The sequence below is a fragment of the Arthrobacter sp. JSM 101049 genome (assembly GCF_041679245.1).
In the GTDB taxonomy this organism is placed as follows: domain Bacteria; phylum Actinomycetota; class Actinomycetes; order Actinomycetales; family Micrococcaceae; genus Arthrobacter_H.
Map to the genome: position 1 here is coordinate 217,749 of NZ_JBGFFC010000004.1, position 17,358 is coordinate 235,106.

Genomic DNA, 17,358 nt, shown 5'->3' on the forward strand with positions numbered 1-17,358 from the left:
GCCACCTGTGGTGCCATGGCGTCGAATCGTTAACGGCCCCGGGGGCTACTGCGTGGTGTCGGGCTCCGGGAAGTCGTCGGGGTCCAGGCCGTTGCCGTTCTCGTCGCGGAAGGCCCCGCGCTGCTTGATGGATTTCGCGTCCTTCGCGGCGCGGCGCAGTTTGCGGTCCGAGACCCCGCGTTCGCCCAGGTTCTCCGCGTTCCAGGCCTCATCGTCGTGCTCCCTGGTCCAGGCGTTGAGGTCCTCGGCGGCGAATTCGGTGTTCTTGACGCGTTTCTGCCCGGGGATCCCGGCGGCGCCGTCGGCCAGGCGGCGGGTGGTGAGCAGGAACCCGGTGTGGGCGACCATGCGGTGGTCCGGGCGCACGGCCAGGCCATCGAGGTGCCAGCCGCGGACCATGGACTCCCACGATTCGGGTTCGGTGAACCGGCCGTCCGCGCGGATGGCCTCGGCAGTGCGGGAGAGCTGGGTGACGGTGGCGACGTAGTTGACCCAGACGCCGCCGGGGGCCAGGACGGTGGCGACGGCGTCGACGCATTCCCAGGGGGCGAGCATGTCGAGGACCACCCGGTCGATGGAGCCGGGTTCCTCGGTGGCGGTGGCCTGGTCCTGGAAGTCGCCGATGCTGATGTTCCAGGCGGGGTGCGGTCCGCCGAAGATCGTCTCGACGTTGCCGCGGGCGATGTCGGCGAACTCCGCGCGGCGTTCGATGCTGTGCAGGTAGCCGGCGTCGCCGACGGCGCGCAGCAGGGAGATCGACAGGGCGCCGGATCCGACGCCGGCTTCCAGCACGCGCGCACCCGGGTAGATGTCGCCCATGGTGACGATCTGGGCGGCGTCCTTGGGATAGACGACCGCGGCGCCGCGCGGCATGGAGAGCACGAAGTCCTTCAGCAGCGGGCGCAGGGCCTGGTAGCGCCGGCCCTCGGAGTTCTCGATGACGATGCCTTCGGGCTGGCCGATCAGCGCGTCGTGGTCCAGCACGCCGCGGTGGGTGTGGAACTGCCCGCCGGGGGTCAGGGTGACGGTGTTCATCCGGCGCTTCTCGTCGGTGAGCTGGACCCGGTCGCCGGGGGCGAAGGGGCCGCGGCGGTGGGAGGCGCCGTGCGGAGCGGCGGGCTGGGAGGGGGTTTCGGGCATGCTGGGGCTCGTTCCGTTGGCTGCGTGGGTCATGGTCAGGCCTTCTTGCCGGTGATGGCCGTCACGACGGTGTCCTGCATCAGCAGGCCCACGAGCCGGCCGGTGTCGTCGACGACGGCGTATTCGCTGCCGTCCAGGCCGGCCAGGTAGGTCACCAAGTCGCGTCCCGAACGGCTGGCCCGCACGATGGCGCCGGGGGCCAGTGCCCGGGCCACGGTCCCGGCGGCGGTGGTGCGGCGCAAGGCGGGCGGGACGGCGGCGAGGGAGGCGCGGTCCACGACGGCCTCGGGTAGCCCGGTCGGGGCGCACAGCAGGACGTGGCCGGGCAGTTGGGCCATCCGCCGGTCGATGTCGACGACGACGGCGGACGCCGGCAGGGCACTGGCCGGTTCCATGAGCTCACCGGCGGCGATGCGCGGCAGGCGCAGGCGCATCCGTGCGTCCGAGATCGCCTGGCTGGCGCCCATCCACAAAAAGCCGCAGAGCAGCAGCGCGACCACGGTCAGCTGCAGGTCAATCGGCTCGCGGTTGAGCAGCGGGATGAGCACGATGTAGACCGCGATGGCGATGACGATCAGCCGCCCGGCCCAGCCGGCGGCGACGGTGCCCTTTTCCTGCGAGCCCGTGGCGGACCAGACCGCCGATTCGACGAGCCGGCCTCCGTCCAGGGGCAGGCCCGGCAGCACGTTGAACAGTGCGACCAGGAAGTTGGCCCACACCAGGATGTTCATCAGCAGGCCGGTGACCCCGGTCGGTTCCAGCGCCAGTACGGCGACGTAGCCCAGCCCGGCCAGGGCGAAGTTCGCGGCGGGCCCGGACAGGGCCACCAGCAGCGACTTGCCGGGCGTGGCGTGGAAACTGCCGAACTGCGTGTGTCCGCCCCACAGCGTCAGCACGATGTGGGCGTTGGGCCAGCCGAAGGACTTGGCGCAGAGGGCGTGGGCGAGTTCGTGGACCAGGATCGACAGGGCCAGCAAGATCGCGTAGGCGAAGGACACGGCGTAGGCGGCCAGGCCGATGCCGGGCAGCGCCCGCATCACGTTGGGCGTGAAGACGAGCAGGATCAGGGCCGCGATGAGGAACCAGGACCAGGCCAGGTAGACGGGGACGCCGCCGATGCGCCCCAGCGGGATGCCCGGCCGGCGCTCGTGGTCCTGCCCCTCGGCCGATGCGGGGTGGGCGCCGGTGCCGGTCGGCTGTGCGGGTCCGCTCACCGGGCGGCTCCGCCGGCGAGCACGAATCCATCCAGCTGGTCGGCGGTGGTTCCCTCGAGCGTGGGCCAGACGGTCCACTGCCCGTCCGCAGGCAACTGGGAGTAGTGCGGGACGGCGATGGTGGGGGTGCCGCTGGCGACGGCGGACCGGACGCCGGGCACCGAGTCCTCGATCGCGACGACCCGGTGGCGTTCGAGTCCGCCGACGAGGCCGGCCATCGTCTCGAAGGCCAGGTGGTAGGGGGCCGGGTCCGGCTTGCCGGCGGACACCATGTCCCCGGTGACCAGGAACTCGAAGGTGCCCTCCGGCAGGGCCTCGGCCACCAGGTGGGCCAGCGGCCCCTCGGACATGGTGACCAGAGCGCACGGCACCCCGTGTTCGCGCAGGTCCGCCAGCAGTTCCCGGGCCCCGGGCCGGAAGGTGGTGCGGGTTCGCAGGCCGGCCACGACCCGGGCGGTCAACTCGTCGATGATCTCGCGGATCTCGAGGTCGACCCCTGCCTCGCGCAACACGGCGGCGCTGGTCGGCAGGGCCTGGCCGACCAGGCGGTGCGCGTCCTCGTCGCTCCAGTGTCCGCCGTGGCTGGCCACCAGCTCCTTTTCGGCGGCGATCCAGTACGGCTCGGTGTCCACGATCGTCCCATCCATGTCCCAGAGGACGGCTTGCAGGCCGGCATGGGCGTCGTAGGCATTCGTCCTGGGCAGGGCGTGGGTGGGGAAGGCGCTCATTCCTCAATTCTACGTGGACGCAGGCGTTGCCACCGCCAGCGTTCGCGTTAGGGTGAGAGCGTGGCAGAGGACAACGACACGCGCGGCTCGCTCCCCGAGCTGATCGCGGCCCAGGCGCACCCCGGGACCGGCAGGCGGCCCACCATCATGGTGGTCGCCTTCGAGGGCTGGAACGACGCCGGTGAGGCCGCCAGTGACGCGCTGCGCTTCCTGGCCCGGACCTTCGAGGCCAAGAACGTCGGCCAGCTGTCCGAGGACGACTACTACGACTACCAGTTCTCCCGCCCCTCGGTGCGCCGCAATGCGGCGGGCAAGCGCACGATCCGGTGGCCCAGCACCCGCATGTTCCGGGCCCCGCTGCCCGATACCGGGGTCGACCTGCTGCTGGTGCGCGGGACCGAACCGACCTACCGGTGGCAGGCGTTCACCGCCGAGCTGCTCACCCAGGCCGAACTGCAGAACGTGAAGGCGGTGGTCCTGGTCGGGGCCCTGCTGGCCGACGTCCCGCATACCCGGCCGCTGCCGGCGAGCACCTCCAGCGAGGACGAGACGTTGCGGACCCTGCTGGGGGCGGACCGGGCCACCTACGAGGGGCCCACCGGGATCCTGGGGGTCCTGGCCGAAACCGCCGACTCCGCGGGGTTGCCCACCGTCTCGATCTGGGCCGCCGTCCCGCACTATGTGGGGCATTCCCCCTCCCCCAAGGCGACGCTGTCGCTGCTGCGGCAAGTGGAGGAGATCCTGCGCACGCCGTTCGACCTCACGGCCCTGACCGAGGAGGCCGAGGCCTGGCAGCGCGGGGTCAACGAACTGGCGGCCGAGGATCCCGAGGTCGCCGCCTACGTCCAGCAGCTGGAGCAGGCCCAGGACGCCACGGAGCTGCCGGAGGCGAGCGGCGAATCGATCGCCCGCGAATTCGAGCGCTACCTCAAGCGCCGCGACGGCGGCACCGACGGCTAACCGGGCTGTCCGGACGGCGCGGCCCGCCCGGTCCCGGCCGGCTAGCGCAGTTTCAGGCCCAGCAGGGCATCCAAGGCGTCGAGGACGAGTTGTTCCCCCTCGCCGGTACGGTCGGGGGCCGGTGCCTCCCCCGCCCAATCGTCGAGCACCGCCAGTGCGCCGGGGGAATCGAGGTCGTCGGCCAGGTGCCGGCGCAGCTGCGTGACCAGGTCGATCGCGCGGTCCCGCGTCGTGGCCGCTGCCTGCCGGCGCCAGGCGGCCAGGCGGGCGGTGGCCTGTTCGAGCAGTGCGGGCGTCCACTGCCAATCCGAGCGGTAGTGCTGGCCGACCAGGACCGCACGCACGGCCATCGGGTCCTCCCCTGCGGCGCGCAGCTTGGACACCAGCACCAGGTTGCCCAGCGACTTGCTCATCTTCTCCCCGTCCAGGCCGACCATGCCGGTGTGGACGTAGTGCTCGGCCAGCGGCTTGCCGTCGGAGGCGGTGGCGTGCCCGGCGGAGAACTCGTGGTGCGGGAAGACCAGATCCGATCCCCCGCCCTGGACGGTGAAGGGCGCGGGCAGGAAGCGCCGGGCAATGACCGAGCACTCGATGTGCCAGCCGGGACGCCCCTCCCCGAGGCAGGCGCCGTCCCAGAAGGGCTCGCCCGCGCGGCGGACCCGCCACAGCAGCGGGTCCAGGGCGTTCTTCTTCCCGGGCCGATCCGGGTCGCCGCCGCGTTCGGCGAAGTACCCGGCCATCGTCTCGCGGTCGTAGCCGCTGACGCTCCCCAGCTGCCAGACATCGGAGGCGGCGGCCTCGGAGTCGAAGTAGACGTCGCCGTCGGGCTCCCCCTCGGTCCCGGGAACCCGGTAGGCCACCCCGGAGTCGAGCAGCGCCTCGACGACCGGGACGATCCAGGACACCGATTCGACGGCGCCCACATAGTGTTCCGGCGGGATGACGTTCAGCGCCTCCATGTCCCCGCGGAACAGGTCGGTTTGGCCTTCGGCCAGGTCCCTCCAGTCCACCCCGGTGGCGTTCGCCCGCTCGAGCAGCGGGTCGTCGACGTCGGTGACGTTCTGCACGTAGTCGACCTCCAACCCGGCATCACGCCAGAAGCGGTTGAGCAGGTCGAACGCGACGTAGGTGGCGGCGTGGCCCATGTGCGTGGCGTCGTAGGGGGTGATCCCGCAGACGTAGAGGCTGGCCTGCCCCCGGGTCACCGGGGTGGCCAGTTCCCGGGTCGAGGAGTCGTGGATCCGCAGGGGCGGCGGGGTGCCCGGGATCGAGGGGATGCTGGGCGCGGACCATGCGTGCAAGGAGTATCGGCCTTTCGGGGGCGGTGGAGCGGGTGGTGCTAGGCGTTGATGACGTTGAAGCCCAGCAGGACGAACAGGACCAGACCCAGGGCGATCCGGTACCACACGAACACACTGTAGCTGTGGCTGGAGACGAATTTCAGGAACCAGCCGACGATGACGAAGCCGACCGCGAACGCCACCACGGTCGCCACGAGGGTCTGCCCGCCGGTGTAGACGCTGGGCTCCCCGACGCTCTTGACCGCCTGGTACAGCCCCGAGGCGAAGACGGCGGGGATGGCCAGCAGGAAGGAGTACCGGGCCGCGGCTTCGCGGGTGTAGCCCATCAGCAGGCCTCCGGTGATGGTGCCGCCGGAGCGCGAGACCCCGGGGATCAGGGCCAGCGCCTGGGCCAGGCCGAAGTAGATGCCGTGCTTGACGGTCAGCTCGCCCAGTTCCCGCCGCTGCTTGCCGTAGTGGTCGGCGATGGCCAGGAAGATGCCGAAGACCACCAGCATCGTGGCCACGAGCCACAACGAGCGGAAGGTCGTTTCGATCTGGTCCTGGAAGAGCAGCCCCAGGATGCCGATGGGCAGCGAGCCGATGATGATCAGCCAGCCCATGCGAGCGTCGGGGTCGCTGTGCGGGATCTTGCCCGTGATCGCACGGAACCAGGCGCCGATGATGCGCACGATATCGCGCCAGAAGAAGAGGACGACGGCGGTCTCGGTCCCCAATTGCGTGATGGCGGTGAAGGCCGCGCCGGGATCGGCTGCGTTGGGCAGGAATTCCCCCACGATGCGCAGGTGTGCGCTGGAGGAAATGGGGAGGAACTCGGTCAAACCCTGGATCAGGCCCAAAAAGGCCGCTTCAAACCAATTCACGAGTGAGACACTACTTCACCTACGGTGCCCCGGGCCCACATTGTGGTGTGTGCCGCACGTCGCGGCGTGGCCTCAGCCGCGGAGGTCGGCGTCCTCCGCGTAGTCGCCGTCCCCGTCGCCCTCGTCGTCCTCGTCGTCGTCGTAGACATCCAACGGGGTCACTTCGCCGAAGGTGTCGTAGAGGGCGTCCTCGTACTCCTCGAACGCGTCGATCAGCCGGAAGACCGCGCTTTCGACGGCCGGGTCGTCCTCGCCCCGGCGCGAGGACACCGCGGAGAGATGTTCTTCGAGCGAGGCCACCAGGGCCTGCAGGGCAACACGCGGATCTGTGCTCATGGTCTAGACGTTACCCGCAGAGCGAGCAGAATGGATACCACATGATGAAGAATTCACCAGCCCCCGCCCAGAAGTACACCGACCCCGCCGGCGGCTTCGAGTACCTGGTCCTGACGGTCCGTCCGGGCCAGTCGATCGCCGATGCCCGGCGCGAGCTCACCGAGCATGCCGAGTACGGCAAATGGGAACTGCGCACCACGCGCCTGTATTTCGGTGGTGTCCGCCGGTATTGGATGCGCCGGCGCGTGATGCGCGTGGCCAGCACCCTGGACGTCTACTCCTCCTGAGCGGCTGCTCCCCCTGCCCCCGGGGCACGACGACGGTGCACCGGTCCCGCCGCCGACTGCTCTTGCGCCGGAAACCCGGTCCGGCGGCTCGGCGTTCCGCGCGTCGCCGGGCCGGGCCATCTTCGCGCCGTGCGGTCTCAGTCCGTGGGCGGGCCCAGCAGCCAGCTGGCGACCGTCGAATGCGCCGACTCCGCGTCCGAGGGGTGGTAGAGGCTGGCCAGCGCGTCGCGGTAGAGCCGCTCGAGTTCGCTGCCGCGGAAGTACTGGCCGCCGCCGGAGACCTGCAGGGCCAGCTGGACGGTCCGTCGGGCCGTCTCCCCGGCGTGGGTGCGCAGGGCCACCAGCCGCGGGAACCAGGAGGCACCGTGGTCCACGACGTCGTCCAGGTCGCGGGTGGTCATCCGCAGCTGGGCGTCTAGGCGCAACATCTCGAGTCCTGCATCGGCGACCTGCCAGCGGATGTCGGGGTCCTGGGCCAAAGCCCGGCCGCCGTCCTTCAGGGAGGTGCGCTTCGCAGGTTTCTCCGCGGCCAGCTCCATGCCCCGCTCGGCCAGGCCGACGTAGACGGAGGCGGTCAGCGACAGGAACGCGGCGAAGATGCCGAACACCAGCGGATCGGCATTCGGGCCCACCGGCAGGCGGCTGTGGATTGTAGCGGCGTCCGCGTGAGCGCCTTCGAGCCGTGTCGAGTGGGACTGGGAGGCCCGCATGCCCAGGGTGTCCCAATTCTCGATCGTCTCGACCCCGGGATCGCCGCGGTCGATGAACCCGTGAACGAGCCGGGCCGACTCGCCCTCGCCCTCCTTGCCGAAGACCCCGAGCTTGGTCCAGGCTGGGGCCAGCGAGGTGAAGATCTTCATCCCGGTAAAGTCGTAGCCGCCCTCGGGCGAGCGATCGGCACGGGTGGCCGAGTCGAAGAGCACCGAGTCGTTGCCGGCCTCGGAGATCCCGAACGCAAGGGTCTCCCCGGCGGCGATCCAGTCGGTGACGAAGTCCAGCCGGTGGTCCCCGCGCGCCGCCAGCAGCTGGGCGACGGCGGACCAGACCAGGTGCATGTTCACCGCAAGCGCCGTCGCCGGGGCATGGGCAGCGAGCAGGCGCTGTGCCGCCGTCGTGCGTTCCAGGCCCCACCCCAGGCCGCCGCGGTCGATGGGGACCATGGCGGTGAGGTAGCCGGCCTGGCGCAGTTCGGCGAGGTCCTCCGTGCAGAAGGTGTTTTCGGCGTCGTAGCCGGGGGCCCGGGAGCGGATGCGTCCGAGCAGTTCGTCAGTGAGGATCGCGCGGATGGCGTCCATGGGGTGTCCCGCCTTCCGGATGGTCAGTACGTGGTCAGCAGCCGGGAGAGCACTCGCGTGCCGAACTGCAGGGCATCGACCGGGACGCGTTCGTCGACGCCGTGGAACATGCCGGTGAAGTCCAGCTCGTCGGGCAGTCGCAGGGGTGCGAACCCGTAGCCGGTGATGCCCAGCCGGGAGAGCGACTTGTTGTCGGTGCCACCCGAGAGCATGTAGGGCAGCACGACCGATCCGGGGTCCTCCGCCTCGATGGAGGCGACCATGTTGTCGACCAGGCCGCCGGAGAACGGGACTTCCAGGGAGGTGTCCTCGTGGACGGTGGAGAAGTCGACGCCGGCGCCGGCGAGTTCGCGCAGGGTCTCCTTGAGCAGTTCGTCGCGGCCGGGCAGGGTGCGGCAGTCCAGGAAGGCCTCGGCTGCCCCGGGGATGACGTTGTGCTTGTAGCCGGACTTCAGCGACGTCGGGTTCGAGGTGTTCTGCAACGTCGCGCCGACGAATCGGGAGACGTTGCCCAGGGCGTCGAGCAGGGCGCTGGGATCCTCCTCGTCGAATTCGATGCCGGTCAGTTCGGCGACGCCTTCCAGCAGGGCACGCGTGGTCTTGGTGTATTCGATCGGCCATTCGTAGTCGCCGATGCGCGAGACCGCCCCGGCCAGCCGGGTGATGGCGTTCTCGTCGTTGATCTGCGATCCGTGCCCGGCCCGTCCGCCGGCGTGCAGCGTCAGCCAGTGCAGCCCCTTCTCGGCGGTCTGCAGGAAGTAGGCGCGGCGCCCCCCGACAGTGGAGGAGAAGCCGCCGACCTCGCTGATGGCCTCCCCGGCCCCCTCGAACACCTCGGGGTGGTTGTCCACCATCCACCGGGCGCCGTAGGTGCCCCCGGCCTCCTCGTCGGCGAAGTAGGCGAAGACGATATCGCGTTTCGGTTGGACACCGTCCCGATGCATTTGCCGCTGGACGGCCAGGATCATGGCGTCCATGTCCTTCATGTCCACTGCGCCGCGGCCCCAGATCATGCCGTCCTTGACGTCGGCGGCGAACGGGTCGACGCTCCAGTCCCCGGCCTGGGCCGGGACGACGTCGAGGTGCCCGTGGACCACGAGGGCCGGCAGGGAGGAATCCTCGCCGGCCATGCGGGCCACGACGCTGGCGCGTCCCGGGGACGATTCGTAGATCTTGGGCTCGAGCCCGCCCTCGGACATCAACCCGGCCGCGTACTCGGCGGCGGGACGTTCGGGGCGGGCGTCATTGCCGCCGAAGTTGCTGGTGTCGAAGCGGATCAGCGTGCGGCAGATCTCCTCGACTTCGTCGGCTGCCGTGGTGGCGGCACCGGGCTTTCCTCGCTCCGTCATGACCTGACCTTCCGGGTTGTTCGGGATGGCTCCAGCCTAGCCATCCCCGCAAGTCATCCCCAACGAGAGCCGAATTGGGAACTAGCCGACCCTCATGTTAGAGTCTTACTCGCTGCTTTCACCGGTCAGGAAGTCCCACAGGACCCCGGAACCGGTCGAATCGCACCACCTGCGCGGGTGGCGGAATAGGCAGACGCGCTAGCTTGAGGTGCTAGTCCACGTATAGTGGGTGGGGGTTCAAGTCCCCCTCCGCGCACGAAATCAGCCCCGGTTTTCCGGGGCTTTTTTCATGCCCACTGGCAAGAGTGCGGCGGGACGTGTGGCGGTCCCCCGGCCGCTCGGGAGTCGGGCTACCGCCAGCGGATGGATTTTCCCGTCGTCGAACACTGGTCAGACACCAGGGACGCGCGTAACGTGATCTGGACCACGCCCACCGCCGAGGCACACTGCGGCATGGGCACCCGCTCCGTCTCCTCGGGGGAACCATGGGCTCACGCGTGCCAGGGCGGCCGCCAACCGGCCACGGTCTCCGCCGCGTTTCGCTCAAATGGCTCGGCCTCGCCGTCGGCGGCGCCCTCCTGGTCGGATCCGCCCCGATACCGGGGCCCTCCCCCGCTGGCCTCCTCCCCGTTCCGGCGCCCTCGGCGACGGAACACCCCCCGACGGTCCGGGCCGGCTACACCATGGTCTCCGGAACCGCCCCGCTGCGCGAGCGACCGGAGCAGCCGACCGAGTGGGACCTCGGGTACCATCCCGACATCTCCTCCGACGGGGCAGCGCGAAATGGCGAAGGCGTCTCGACCATCGGCGGTTCCTCCCGCATCACCACCGCGCCAGCCGGACTGCTCCCCGGGGGCCTGGCCCTGTCGGCACCGGTGGACAGCACGCGGATCACCAGCCCCTTCGGGTGGCGGTTGAACCCGACCGGGCCCGGAGCCTACATCCACATCGGCCAGGACTACGGCGTGCCCTGCGGGACTCCGGTTCGGGCCGCGGAGGACGGGACGGTGGTCCAATCCGCCTGGGCCGGGCACTCCGGCCAGCGGGTCAGGGTGGACCACGGCAGCGGGGTCGAAACCGCCTACAGCCACAACTCGCTGCTCGTCGTCCACGTCGGGGACACCGTCCGCCAAGGAGACCTCTTGGCCCTGTCGGGAACCACGGGCAACTCCACCGGATGCCACGTGCACTTCGAGGTCTACCTCAATGGCAAGTGGGTCGACCCGGCCCGGTACCTGCCGCTGCTGCCCGGGCAGAAGCGCCCGGTCACGCCCGATGAGCGCCGCGAAATCGAGGACCACCGCGCGAGCCCCCAATCGGTCGACCGCACAACGACCACCGCCAGTCCCGCCCCCGCCTCCACGGCGCCGATCGACGCGTCCGGTCGGTCGAAACCGTCGGGTGCGGACCGGAAGGAACCGGCCCCTACGGCGACCCGGGCGCCGGTTCCGCCGTCCCCGCGGCCGGGCTCCGCGCCGGAACCGACGCGAGCGGCGACCCCGTCGCCCACTCCGTCGCCCACACCGTCACCGAAGCCGACCACACCGCCCACGGCCTCGGCCACGGTAAGGCCCGACGAGACAGCGCTGCCGACGCCGTCGGCGTCACCGGTCGCACCGGCGGAACCCGCGTCCTCGGCGACGGCGTCGCCATCCACCGGCTCGCCCCCGGCGGACGAACCGACAGCGTCAGCCTCACCCACCGCGGAGCCGACACCGTCACCAACCCCGGAGCCCACCCCAACGCAGGACCCCAGCCCAACGAAGGCCCCCAGCCCGAAACCAGACCCCGCCGAACCGACGCCCGCCTCTCCGCCGTCGACGAATGCACCCGCCGATGAGCCACCGACCCTGGCGGCCCTGTGCCTGGCCTACCTGGACGAGAACGCGTCCCGCACCGCCGCTGCCGGGGCCCCGGCCAGCAGGAACCTCGGCCGCGTCGAGATGAAGCTGCTCGCCCAGGCCCTCGAGCAGACGCTGCCCACGGCCCGGCCGTTGCCTGAGCAGCCGACCGTCGCGCAGGTCGCGGACCGGTGCCCCGTCTGGTTCCCGCGCGGCATTGCCGAGGACACGGTTCCGGCCGATCTTGGGGCCTTGCCGGGAGCGGCCGTTCCCGGTGCCCGGTCAGGCGGAGGCACCCGGAAATAGGACGTGGCGCGGCCAGCGGACTAGTCTTCAAGGGACCCCTCCGGCCCGTCGCCGGCCCTCCGCTCCAGGACCCCCATGCCCTTCGCCATCGATACCTCCGGCCAGCTGCCGGAACCCACCCGGCGGCAGCGCCGCGCTGACCGGCAGAGCCTCCGGGTGGCCATGCCCTGCCTGCACACCTCCCCACTGGACCAGCCGGGCTCCGGGGACGCGGGCGGCATGAACGTCTACGTGCGCGAAGTCGCCCTTGCCCTTGCCGCCGGCGGTGCCCAGGTGGACATCTTCACCCGCAGCCCCGAGGAGAGCGGGACGGCGCACCTGGGTCCAGGCGTCGTGGTCCACCACATCCCGGCAGGCCCCCGGGGACCGCTGCCCAAGGAGCAGCTGCCCGCCTATCTGCCGGACATCTCGACGGCCATCCTGTCCGGCCGCTTCGGCCCATACGACGTCGTCCACAGCCACTATTGGATGTCCGGTCTCGTCGGGCTCGACCTGGCCCGGGCCTGGGGTGTTCCGCTCGTGCACACGATGCACACCATGGCCAAGTCCAAGCGACGCCACCAGCGGGACGCGGAGGAACCGGACAGCCGTGTCGAGGCGGAGACGGTGCTGGCCCGCCGGGCCACCCGGCTGACGGCCAACACGGCGGCCGAGGCCGACGAACTCGTCGCCGACTACGGCGCGGACCGCTCGCGGATCGACCTGGTCGCCCCCGGGGTGAACCTGGACATCTTCCACCCCGAGGGCCCGCGGACGTGGATCGGCGATGCCGGGCACACGCCGGGCCCGGCCGAGGATCCGCTGCGGATCGCCTTCGCCGGACGCATCCAGAAGCTCAAGGGCCCGCACATCCTGCTGCGCGCCCTGGGCCTGCTGGCCCGCAAGCGGCCGGACCTGGACGTCGAGCTGGCGATCATCGGCTCGCGCAGCGGCTCGAAGGAGCTGAACCTGGCGCGGCTGATCGCCGAGGAGCACCTCGAGCACACCGCCCACCGCCTGCCCCCGGCACCGGCCGACCAGCTGGCGGCCTGGTTCCGCGCCGCCCACGTGGTCGCGGTTCCCTCCTACAGCGAATCGTTCGGGCTGGTGGCCATGGAGGCGCAGGCCTGCGGCACACCGGTCCTCGCGCACGACGTCGGGGGGTTGCGCCACAGCGTGGCCGACGGTTCCACCGGGGTGCTCGTCGCCGATCTGACGGCGGCCAGCTGGGCGGAAGCCATCGCGCTGGCGGCCACGCACCGCGACCGCTTCCGGGCCATGGGAGAAACCGCCGTCCTCCGGGCCCGCGACTTCAGCTGGGACCACACGGCAGCGGCGGCCCGGGCCAGCTATGCCCGGGCCGCCGCCGACGAGGACGGGGTGGTGGGCCCGCCTGCCGGGTTCCCGGCTCCACGGTCCTAAAGCGGTCGGACCGCCCCGCGGAAGTGCCGGCGCCCCTTCGCCGCGTTCCAGCCCTCGAAGGAGAGCAGTGCGTCCGTGGTGGTGACCCCGAACGCCACGGTGGAGGGCAGCAGCACCGGTGCCTCGAAGACGATGTCCCAGTGGTACCCGCCCGCACGGGGTGCCGTCTGCGCCAGCGCCTTGCCGGCCAGGAACATCCCGTGGGCGATCTGGCGTTTCATGCCCAGCGCCCGGGCGGGCAGCGCCCCGAGGTGGATGGGGTTGTAGTCGCCCAGCACGGCAGCGTATTCGCGGCCCGTCCCGGCCCCCAGCCGCCAGGCCCCGGTCTGCCGGGGGGCCGTGAACGGCTCGCGGTCGCCGCGGCGTTCCGGCTTCGGGCCGGACCAGACCCCCTTGGCCAGGTAGGTCGAGGTCCCCACCCAGACGACGTCGCCGGCGATGCTGGCCTCGCACACCACATCGACCGCGGTTCCGGCGTGGTGGTCGCGCAGCTTTTCGGCCCAGGCGCGCACGTCCAGGGTCTCGTCCACGCCAATCGGGCGCAGGTGCTCGACCTGGTTGGACAGGTGCACCATCCCCAGCAGCGGCAGCGGGAAGTCCCGGGCGGCGAGCACCGACATGGCCACCGGGAAGACGGTCCCGTGCACGAAGACACTCGGCAGTGTCGAGCGCACGGTGTCCCCCACCAGCGCCTGGTAGGCCTCCAGCCGCGGGACCTCGGGGCGGACCCCGGAGACGACGTGCTCGACGGCGGGCAGCACCTGCTCCCCGCCGGAGCCGGTCAGCTTGCTGCGGACCTGGTGCGCCAGCGCCTCCGCGTAGAGCCGCGGCAGGGCCGGGACCGAGTCCATGCGGACCTCGCGGCGGCTCATGCGCCCACCAGCGACTGCCCGCACACGCGCAGGGTCTGCCCGTTGATGCCGCCGGCGGCATCGGAGGCCAGGAAGCCGATGGCCTCGGCCACGTCCAGCGGCAGGCCGCCCTGCATCAGCGAGGGCATGAGCATCCGGCCCACGGTGCGGGTGGCGACGGGGATCCTGGCGGTCATCTCGGTTTCGATGAACCCCGGGGCGACGGCGTTGATGCCGCCACCGTGGGAGGCCAGGGCCTCGGCGGTCGCGGCGACCATGCCGATCACCCCGGCCTTGGAGGCCGCGTAGTTGGTCTGCCCGCGGTTGCCGGCGATGCCGCTGGTGGAGGCGAGCGAGACGATCCGCAGCCCCGGCAGGTCCGCGGCCAGGAAGGCCTCGTTCATGCGCAGCTGCGACTCGAGGTTCACGGCGATGACCGAGTCCCAGCGGGCGGCGTCCATGTTGGCCAGCAGCTTGTCCCGCGTGATGCCGGCGTTGTGGATGACGATGTCCAGCCGCCCGTGGCGCGAGCGGGCATGCTCGATGAGCACCGTACCGGCGTCCTCGCGCGTGACATCGAGCTGCAGGGCGGTCCCGCGCATCTCGTTGGCCACGGCCGCGAGCGCGTCCCCGGCCTGCGGGACGTCGACGGCGATGACCGTGGCCCCGTCGCGGTGCAGCGTCCGGGCGATCGCGGCGCCGATGCCGCGGGCGGCCCCGGTGACGACCGCGACCTTGCCGGCCAGCGGCTGGTCCCAGTCCACGGGGACGGTCCCGCGGGTGGAGTCGACGGACAGGAACTGCCCGTCGACGTAGGCGCTGCGGCCCGACAGCAGGAAGTGCAGCGCGGCGGTGGCCGACGGCGCGTCGGCACCGATCCCGTCGGCGAGCAGGACCCCGTTGGCGGTGGCCCCACCGCGCAGTTCCCGGCCCAGCGACCGGAGCATCCCGGTCACCCCGTGCCGGGCCGCCGAACGGGCCGGGTCGTCGCTGGCCAGCGCCGGGCGCGAGATGGCGACCACGCGTCCACCGGGCAGCAGGCTGCGCAGCGCGGCACCGGTCTCGAGGGCGACGGCGGAGAGGTCCCCCGGCGACTGGACGCCGTCCAGGGCCAGGATCAGGGCGCCGAGCTTCTCGGAGCCACCCGCATGGCGGCGCACGTCCAGGCCCCAGCCCAGCAGGGTATCGGTCAGTTCGTGCGCCGCCGCACCGGCACCGAGGACGACGACGGGGCCGGGCACTAGGGGCTGGCCGGGCTGGTAGCGGCGCAGGATCGCCGGGCGCGGCAGGCCCAGGGTCTTGGCCAGGTCCTTCGTCAGGCCGTTGTTGACGAGCTTCAGGTAGTTGTCGGCCATGTTCAGCGCGCCTCCAGGATCGCGACGACGCCCTGGCCGCCGGCCGCGCAGACCGAGACCAGGCCGCGGCCCGATCCCTTCTCGTGCAGCATCTTCGCCAGCGTGGCCACGATCCGTCCGCCCGTGGCGGCGAAGGGGTGGCCGGCGGCCAGCGAGGAGCCGTTGACGTTCAGCCGGCCCCGGTCGATGGAGCCCAGCGGGTTCTCGAGGCCGAGCTTCTCGCGGCAGAAGTCCGGGTCTTCCCAGGCGGCCAGGGTGCTGAGCACGGTGCCGGCGAACGCCTCGTGGATCTCGTAGAAGTCGAAGTCCTGCAGGGTCAGCCCGTTGCGGGCCAGCAGGCGCGGGACCGCGTAGGCGGGGGCCATGAGCAGGCCCTCCTCCCCGTTGACGAAGTCCACGGCACCGGCCTCGAAGTCCACGAAGTTGGCCAGCATCGGCAGGTCGTGCTCGCGGGCGTAGTCCTCGGAGCCGAGCAGCACGGTGGAGGCGCCGTCGGTCAGCGGCGTCGAGTTGCCGGCGGTCATGGTGGCCTGCTCGCCCAGGTTCTTGCCGAAGGCCGGCTTCAGCGTGCCCAGCTTCTCCAGCGTGCTGTCGGCCCGCAGGTTGGTGTCGCGCGAGACGCCGCGGAACGGGGTCACGAGGTCGTCGAAGAAGTGCCGGTCGTAGGCGGCGGCCAGGTTCTGGTGGCTGGCCAGGGCGAGTTCGTCCTGGGCCTGGCGGGTGATGCCCCATGCGGCCGTGGTGACGGCCTGGTGGTCGCCCATGGACAGGCCGGTGCGCGGCTCGCCGGTGCCCGGGGCGTTGGGGGTCAGGTCCTTCGGGCGGAACCTGGACAGGGCGGCGAGCCGCTGCTGCAGGGTCCGGGCCCGGGACAGGTCCAGCAGCAGGGAGCGCAGGCCCTCGCTGACGGCGATCGGGGCGTCGGAGGTCGTGTCCACCCCGCCCCCGATGCCGGATTCGATCTGGCCCAGGCGGATCTTGTTCGCCAGCGACCCGATGGCCTCCATGCCGGTGGCGCAGGCCATCTGCACGTCGTAGGCGGGGGTGGTCGGCGACAACGCGGTCCCCAGGACCGATTCGCGGACCAGGTTGAAGTCCTTGGAGTGCTTGAGCACGGCACCAGCGGCGACGGCACCGATGCGCTGGCCCTGCAGCCCGAAGCGGGCCACGAGACCGTCGAGGGCAGCAGTGAGCATCTCCTGGTTGGAGGCGGTGGCGTACTTGCCGTTGGAGCGCGCGAAGGGGATGCGGTTGCCGCCGATGACCACGGCGGGGCGAAGGCCGGCGGTGCCGTTCGGCGCTGCCTGGGCGGGGGAAGCCTGTTCGGCCATGGAATGACTCCTGACGGTGTGAGGTGGATTACCGATACCTAGCGTACCTGATACGCTGGGTATCGTGAACTCTTCTGACACCTCCGCGGGCGATGCCCCGGCCCTGGCGGGCGACGGCCGCTCCGCGCGCTGGGATGCCCATCGGCAATCCCGGCGGACCGAACTGGTCAAGGCCGCCCGCTCGGTGATCCACCGGTTGGGCCCGGGGGCCTCGATGGACGACTGCGCCGCGGCCGCCGGCACCTCGAAGTCGGTGTTCTACCGCTACTTCGGCGATAAGGACGGGCTGCGCCGCGCGATGGGCGAAATCGTCATCGGCCAGATGCGCACCAAGGTCGTCGACGCCGCCCGGGCGGCCACCTCGGAGGAGGCCGGCCTGCGCGCCATGGTCCGCGCCTACCTGCACATGGCCCAGACCTCGCCGAACGTCTACTTCTTCGTCACCGGCACTCCCCCCGAGCCACCCTCGCCCGCGGCACAGCCAGCCGGCGAACCCCTGGACGACTTCTTCGCGGAGCTGACCTCGATGATGACCGACAGGATGCATGCCTACCTGCAGAACCGGGGTGGCGGGACCGCCGTCAACCCGGCCCTGGACCTCTGGCCGCGCGCGGCCATCGGCATGGTCCGGGCCGCCGGCGAGACCTGGCTCCGGACACCCGACTCCCCGCTCAAGCCCAGCGAGGACGCCCTGACCCTCACCATCACCGGCTGGCTGGTCTCCGGCATGGCCGGGGATCCACACGGCGGCAACAGGCGCCAGCGACGCCGGGATACCGAGACACCCGCGTGACCCACCC

General features: G+C 71.4%; 16 protein-coding genes and 1 tRNA gene. 6 read left to right on the plus strand and 11 right to left on the minus strand.

The features are described 5' to 3' along the window. Nucleotides 1-45: 45 nt before the first annotated feature. From AB8M85_RS13155 to AB8M85_RS13165, 3 genes are read right to left on the minus strand one after another with little or no spacing between them, the layout of a single operon-like run. Nucleotides 46-1,140: a tRNA (adenine-N1)-methyltransferase gene (locus tag AB8M85_RS13155; protein ID WP_372699325.1), complete on the minus strand. Its 1,095-nt coding sequence runs from the start codon at nucleotides 1,138-1,140 to the stop codon at nucleotides 46-48. A gap of 35 nt (nucleotides 1,141-1,175) precedes the next feature. Continuing rightward, nucleotides 1,176-2,354: a site-2 protease family protein gene (locus tag AB8M85_RS13160; RefSeq protein WP_372699283.1), complete on the minus strand. Its 1,179-nt coding sequence runs from the start codon at nucleotides 2,352-2,354 to the stop codon at nucleotides 1,176-1,178. Then, on the minus strand, nucleotides 2,351-3,082 hold the full coding sequence (locus AB8M85_RS13165; RefSeq protein ID WP_372699284.1) for an HAD family hydrolase: 732 nt from the start codon (nucleotides 3,080-3,082) through the stop codon (nucleotides 2,351-2,353). Before AB8M85_RS13165 ends, AB8M85_RS13160 begins: the two co-directional genes overlap by 4 nt. A gap of 99 nt (nucleotides 3,083-3,181) precedes the next feature. On the opposite strand from AB8M85_RS13165, the gene AB8M85_RS13170 reads away from it, so the two are divergent. Next, on the plus strand, nucleotides 3,182-4,042 hold the full coding sequence (locus AB8M85_RS13170) for a PAC2 family protein (RefSeq protein WP_372699326.1): 861 nt from the start codon (nucleotides 3,182-3,184) through the stop codon (nucleotides 4,040-4,042). A 41-nt stretch (nucleotides 4,043-4,083) separates the two neighbouring features. On the opposite strand, the gene mshC is transcribed toward AB8M85_RS13170, so the two are convergent. The 3 genes from mshC to AB8M85_RS13185 all read right to left on the minus strand — a co-directional run bounded on the left by mshC (nucleotide 4,084) and on the right by AB8M85_RS13185 (nucleotide 6,542). After that, a complete protein-coding gene (gene mshC / locus AB8M85_RS13175) occupies nucleotides 4,084-5,343 on the minus strand; it encodes a cysteine--1-D-myo-inosityl 2-amino-2-deoxy-alpha-D-glucopyranoside ligase (RefSeq protein WP_372699285.1) in 1,260 nt (419 codons plus the stop codon). 38 nt (nucleotides 5,344-5,381) lie between these two features. Further along, nucleotides 5,382-6,206, minus strand: a complete 825-nt coding sequence (locus tag AB8M85_RS13180) for an undecaprenyl-diphosphate phosphatase (protein ID WP_372699286.1) — start codon at nucleotides 6,204-6,206, stop codon at nucleotides 5,382-5,384. Between the two features lie 72 nt (nucleotides 6,207-6,278). Then, nucleotides 6,279-6,542, minus strand: a complete 264-nt coding sequence (locus AB8M85_RS13185; protein WP_372699287.1) for a hypothetical protein — start codon at nucleotides 6,540-6,542, stop codon at nucleotides 6,279-6,281. A gap of 41 nt (nucleotides 6,543-6,583) precedes the next feature. Here AB8M85_RS13185 and AB8M85_RS13190 point away from each other — a divergent pair, with 41 nt between their 5' ends. Further along, nucleotides 6,584-6,829 (plus strand): DUF5703 family protein, encoded by a 246-nt coding sequence (locus tag AB8M85_RS13190; RefSeq protein WP_372699288.1) that lies wholly within the window; start codon nucleotides 6,584-6,586, stop codon nucleotides 6,827-6,829. Nucleotides 6,830-6,966: 137 nt separating this feature from the next. On the opposite strand, the gene AB8M85_RS13195 is transcribed toward AB8M85_RS13190, so the two are convergent. Next, nucleotides 6,967-8,124 carry an acyl-CoA dehydrogenase family protein gene (locus AB8M85_RS13195; RefSeq protein ID WP_372699289.1) on the minus strand — a complete coding sequence of 386 codons (1,158 nt, stop codon included), beginning with the start codon at nucleotides 8,122-8,124 and terminating at the stop codon, nucleotides 6,967-6,969. A gap of 23 nt (nucleotides 8,125-8,147) precedes the next feature. Further along, nucleotides 8,148-9,473 carry a M20/M25/M40 family metallo-hydrolase gene (locus tag AB8M85_RS13200; RefSeq protein ID WP_372699290.1) on the minus strand — a complete coding sequence of 442 codons (1,326 nt, stop codon included), beginning with the start codon at nucleotides 9,471-9,473 and terminating at the stop codon, nucleotides 8,148-8,150. Nucleotides 9,474-9,644: 171 nt separating this feature from the next. Here AB8M85_RS13200 and AB8M85_RS13205 point away from each other — a divergent pair. The 3 genes from AB8M85_RS13205 to AB8M85_RS13215 all read left to right on the plus strand — a co-directional run bounded on the left by AB8M85_RS13205 (nucleotide 9,645) and on the right by AB8M85_RS13215 (nucleotide 13,021). Beyond that, nucleotides 9,645-9,729: transfer RNA gene (locus AB8M85_RS13205), tRNA-Leu, on the plus strand. A gap of 427 nt (nucleotides 9,730-10,156) precedes the next feature. Further along, on the plus strand, nucleotides 10,157-11,620 hold the full coding sequence (locus tag AB8M85_RS13210) for a peptidoglycan DD-metalloendopeptidase family protein (RefSeq protein WP_372699291.1): 1,464 nt from the start codon (nucleotides 10,157-10,159) through the stop codon (nucleotides 11,618-11,620). Nucleotides 11,621-11,695: 75 nt separating this feature from the next. Further along, on the plus strand, nucleotides 11,696-13,021 hold the full coding sequence (locus tag AB8M85_RS13215; protein ID WP_372699292.1) for a glycosyltransferase: 1,326 nt from the start codon (nucleotides 11,696-11,698) through the stop codon (nucleotides 13,019-13,021). On the opposite strand, the gene AB8M85_RS13220 is transcribed toward AB8M85_RS13215, so the two are convergent. The 3 genes from AB8M85_RS13220 to AB8M85_RS13230 are packed head-to-tail and all read right to left on the minus strand — an operon-like array spanning nucleotide 13,018 to nucleotide 16,558. Continuing rightward, complete coding sequence (locus AB8M85_RS13220; protein ID WP_372699293.1) at nucleotides 13,018-13,893, minus strand: MaoC family dehydratase; 876 nt, start codon at nucleotides 13,891-13,893, stop codon at nucleotides 13,018-13,020. The genes AB8M85_RS13215 and AB8M85_RS13220 overlap by 4 nt on opposite strands. Next, nucleotides 13,890-15,227 carry a 3-oxoacyl-ACP reductase gene (locus AB8M85_RS13225; RefSeq protein WP_372699294.1) on the minus strand — a complete coding sequence of 446 codons (1,338 nt, stop codon included), beginning with the start codon at nucleotides 15,225-15,227 and terminating at the stop codon, nucleotides 13,890-13,892. The genes AB8M85_RS13220 and AB8M85_RS13225 overlap by 4 nt, the downstream gene beginning before the upstream one ends. 2 nt (nucleotides 15,228-15,229) lie before the next feature. Further along, nucleotides 15,230-16,558, minus strand: coding sequence for an acetyl-CoA C-acetyltransferase (locus tag AB8M85_RS13230; protein WP_372699295.1), 1,329 nt, complete (start codon nucleotides 16,556-16,558; stop codon nucleotides 15,230-15,232). A 64-nt stretch (nucleotides 16,559-16,622) separates the two neighbouring features. Between AB8M85_RS13230 and AB8M85_RS13235 the strand changes: the two genes are divergently transcribed. Further along, a complete protein-coding gene (locus AB8M85_RS13235) occupies nucleotides 16,623-17,351 on the plus strand; it encodes a TetR/AcrR family transcriptional regulator (RefSeq protein WP_372699296.1) in 729 nt (242 codons plus the stop codon). The last annotated feature ends 7 nt before the right edge of the window (nucleotides 17,352-17,358 follow it).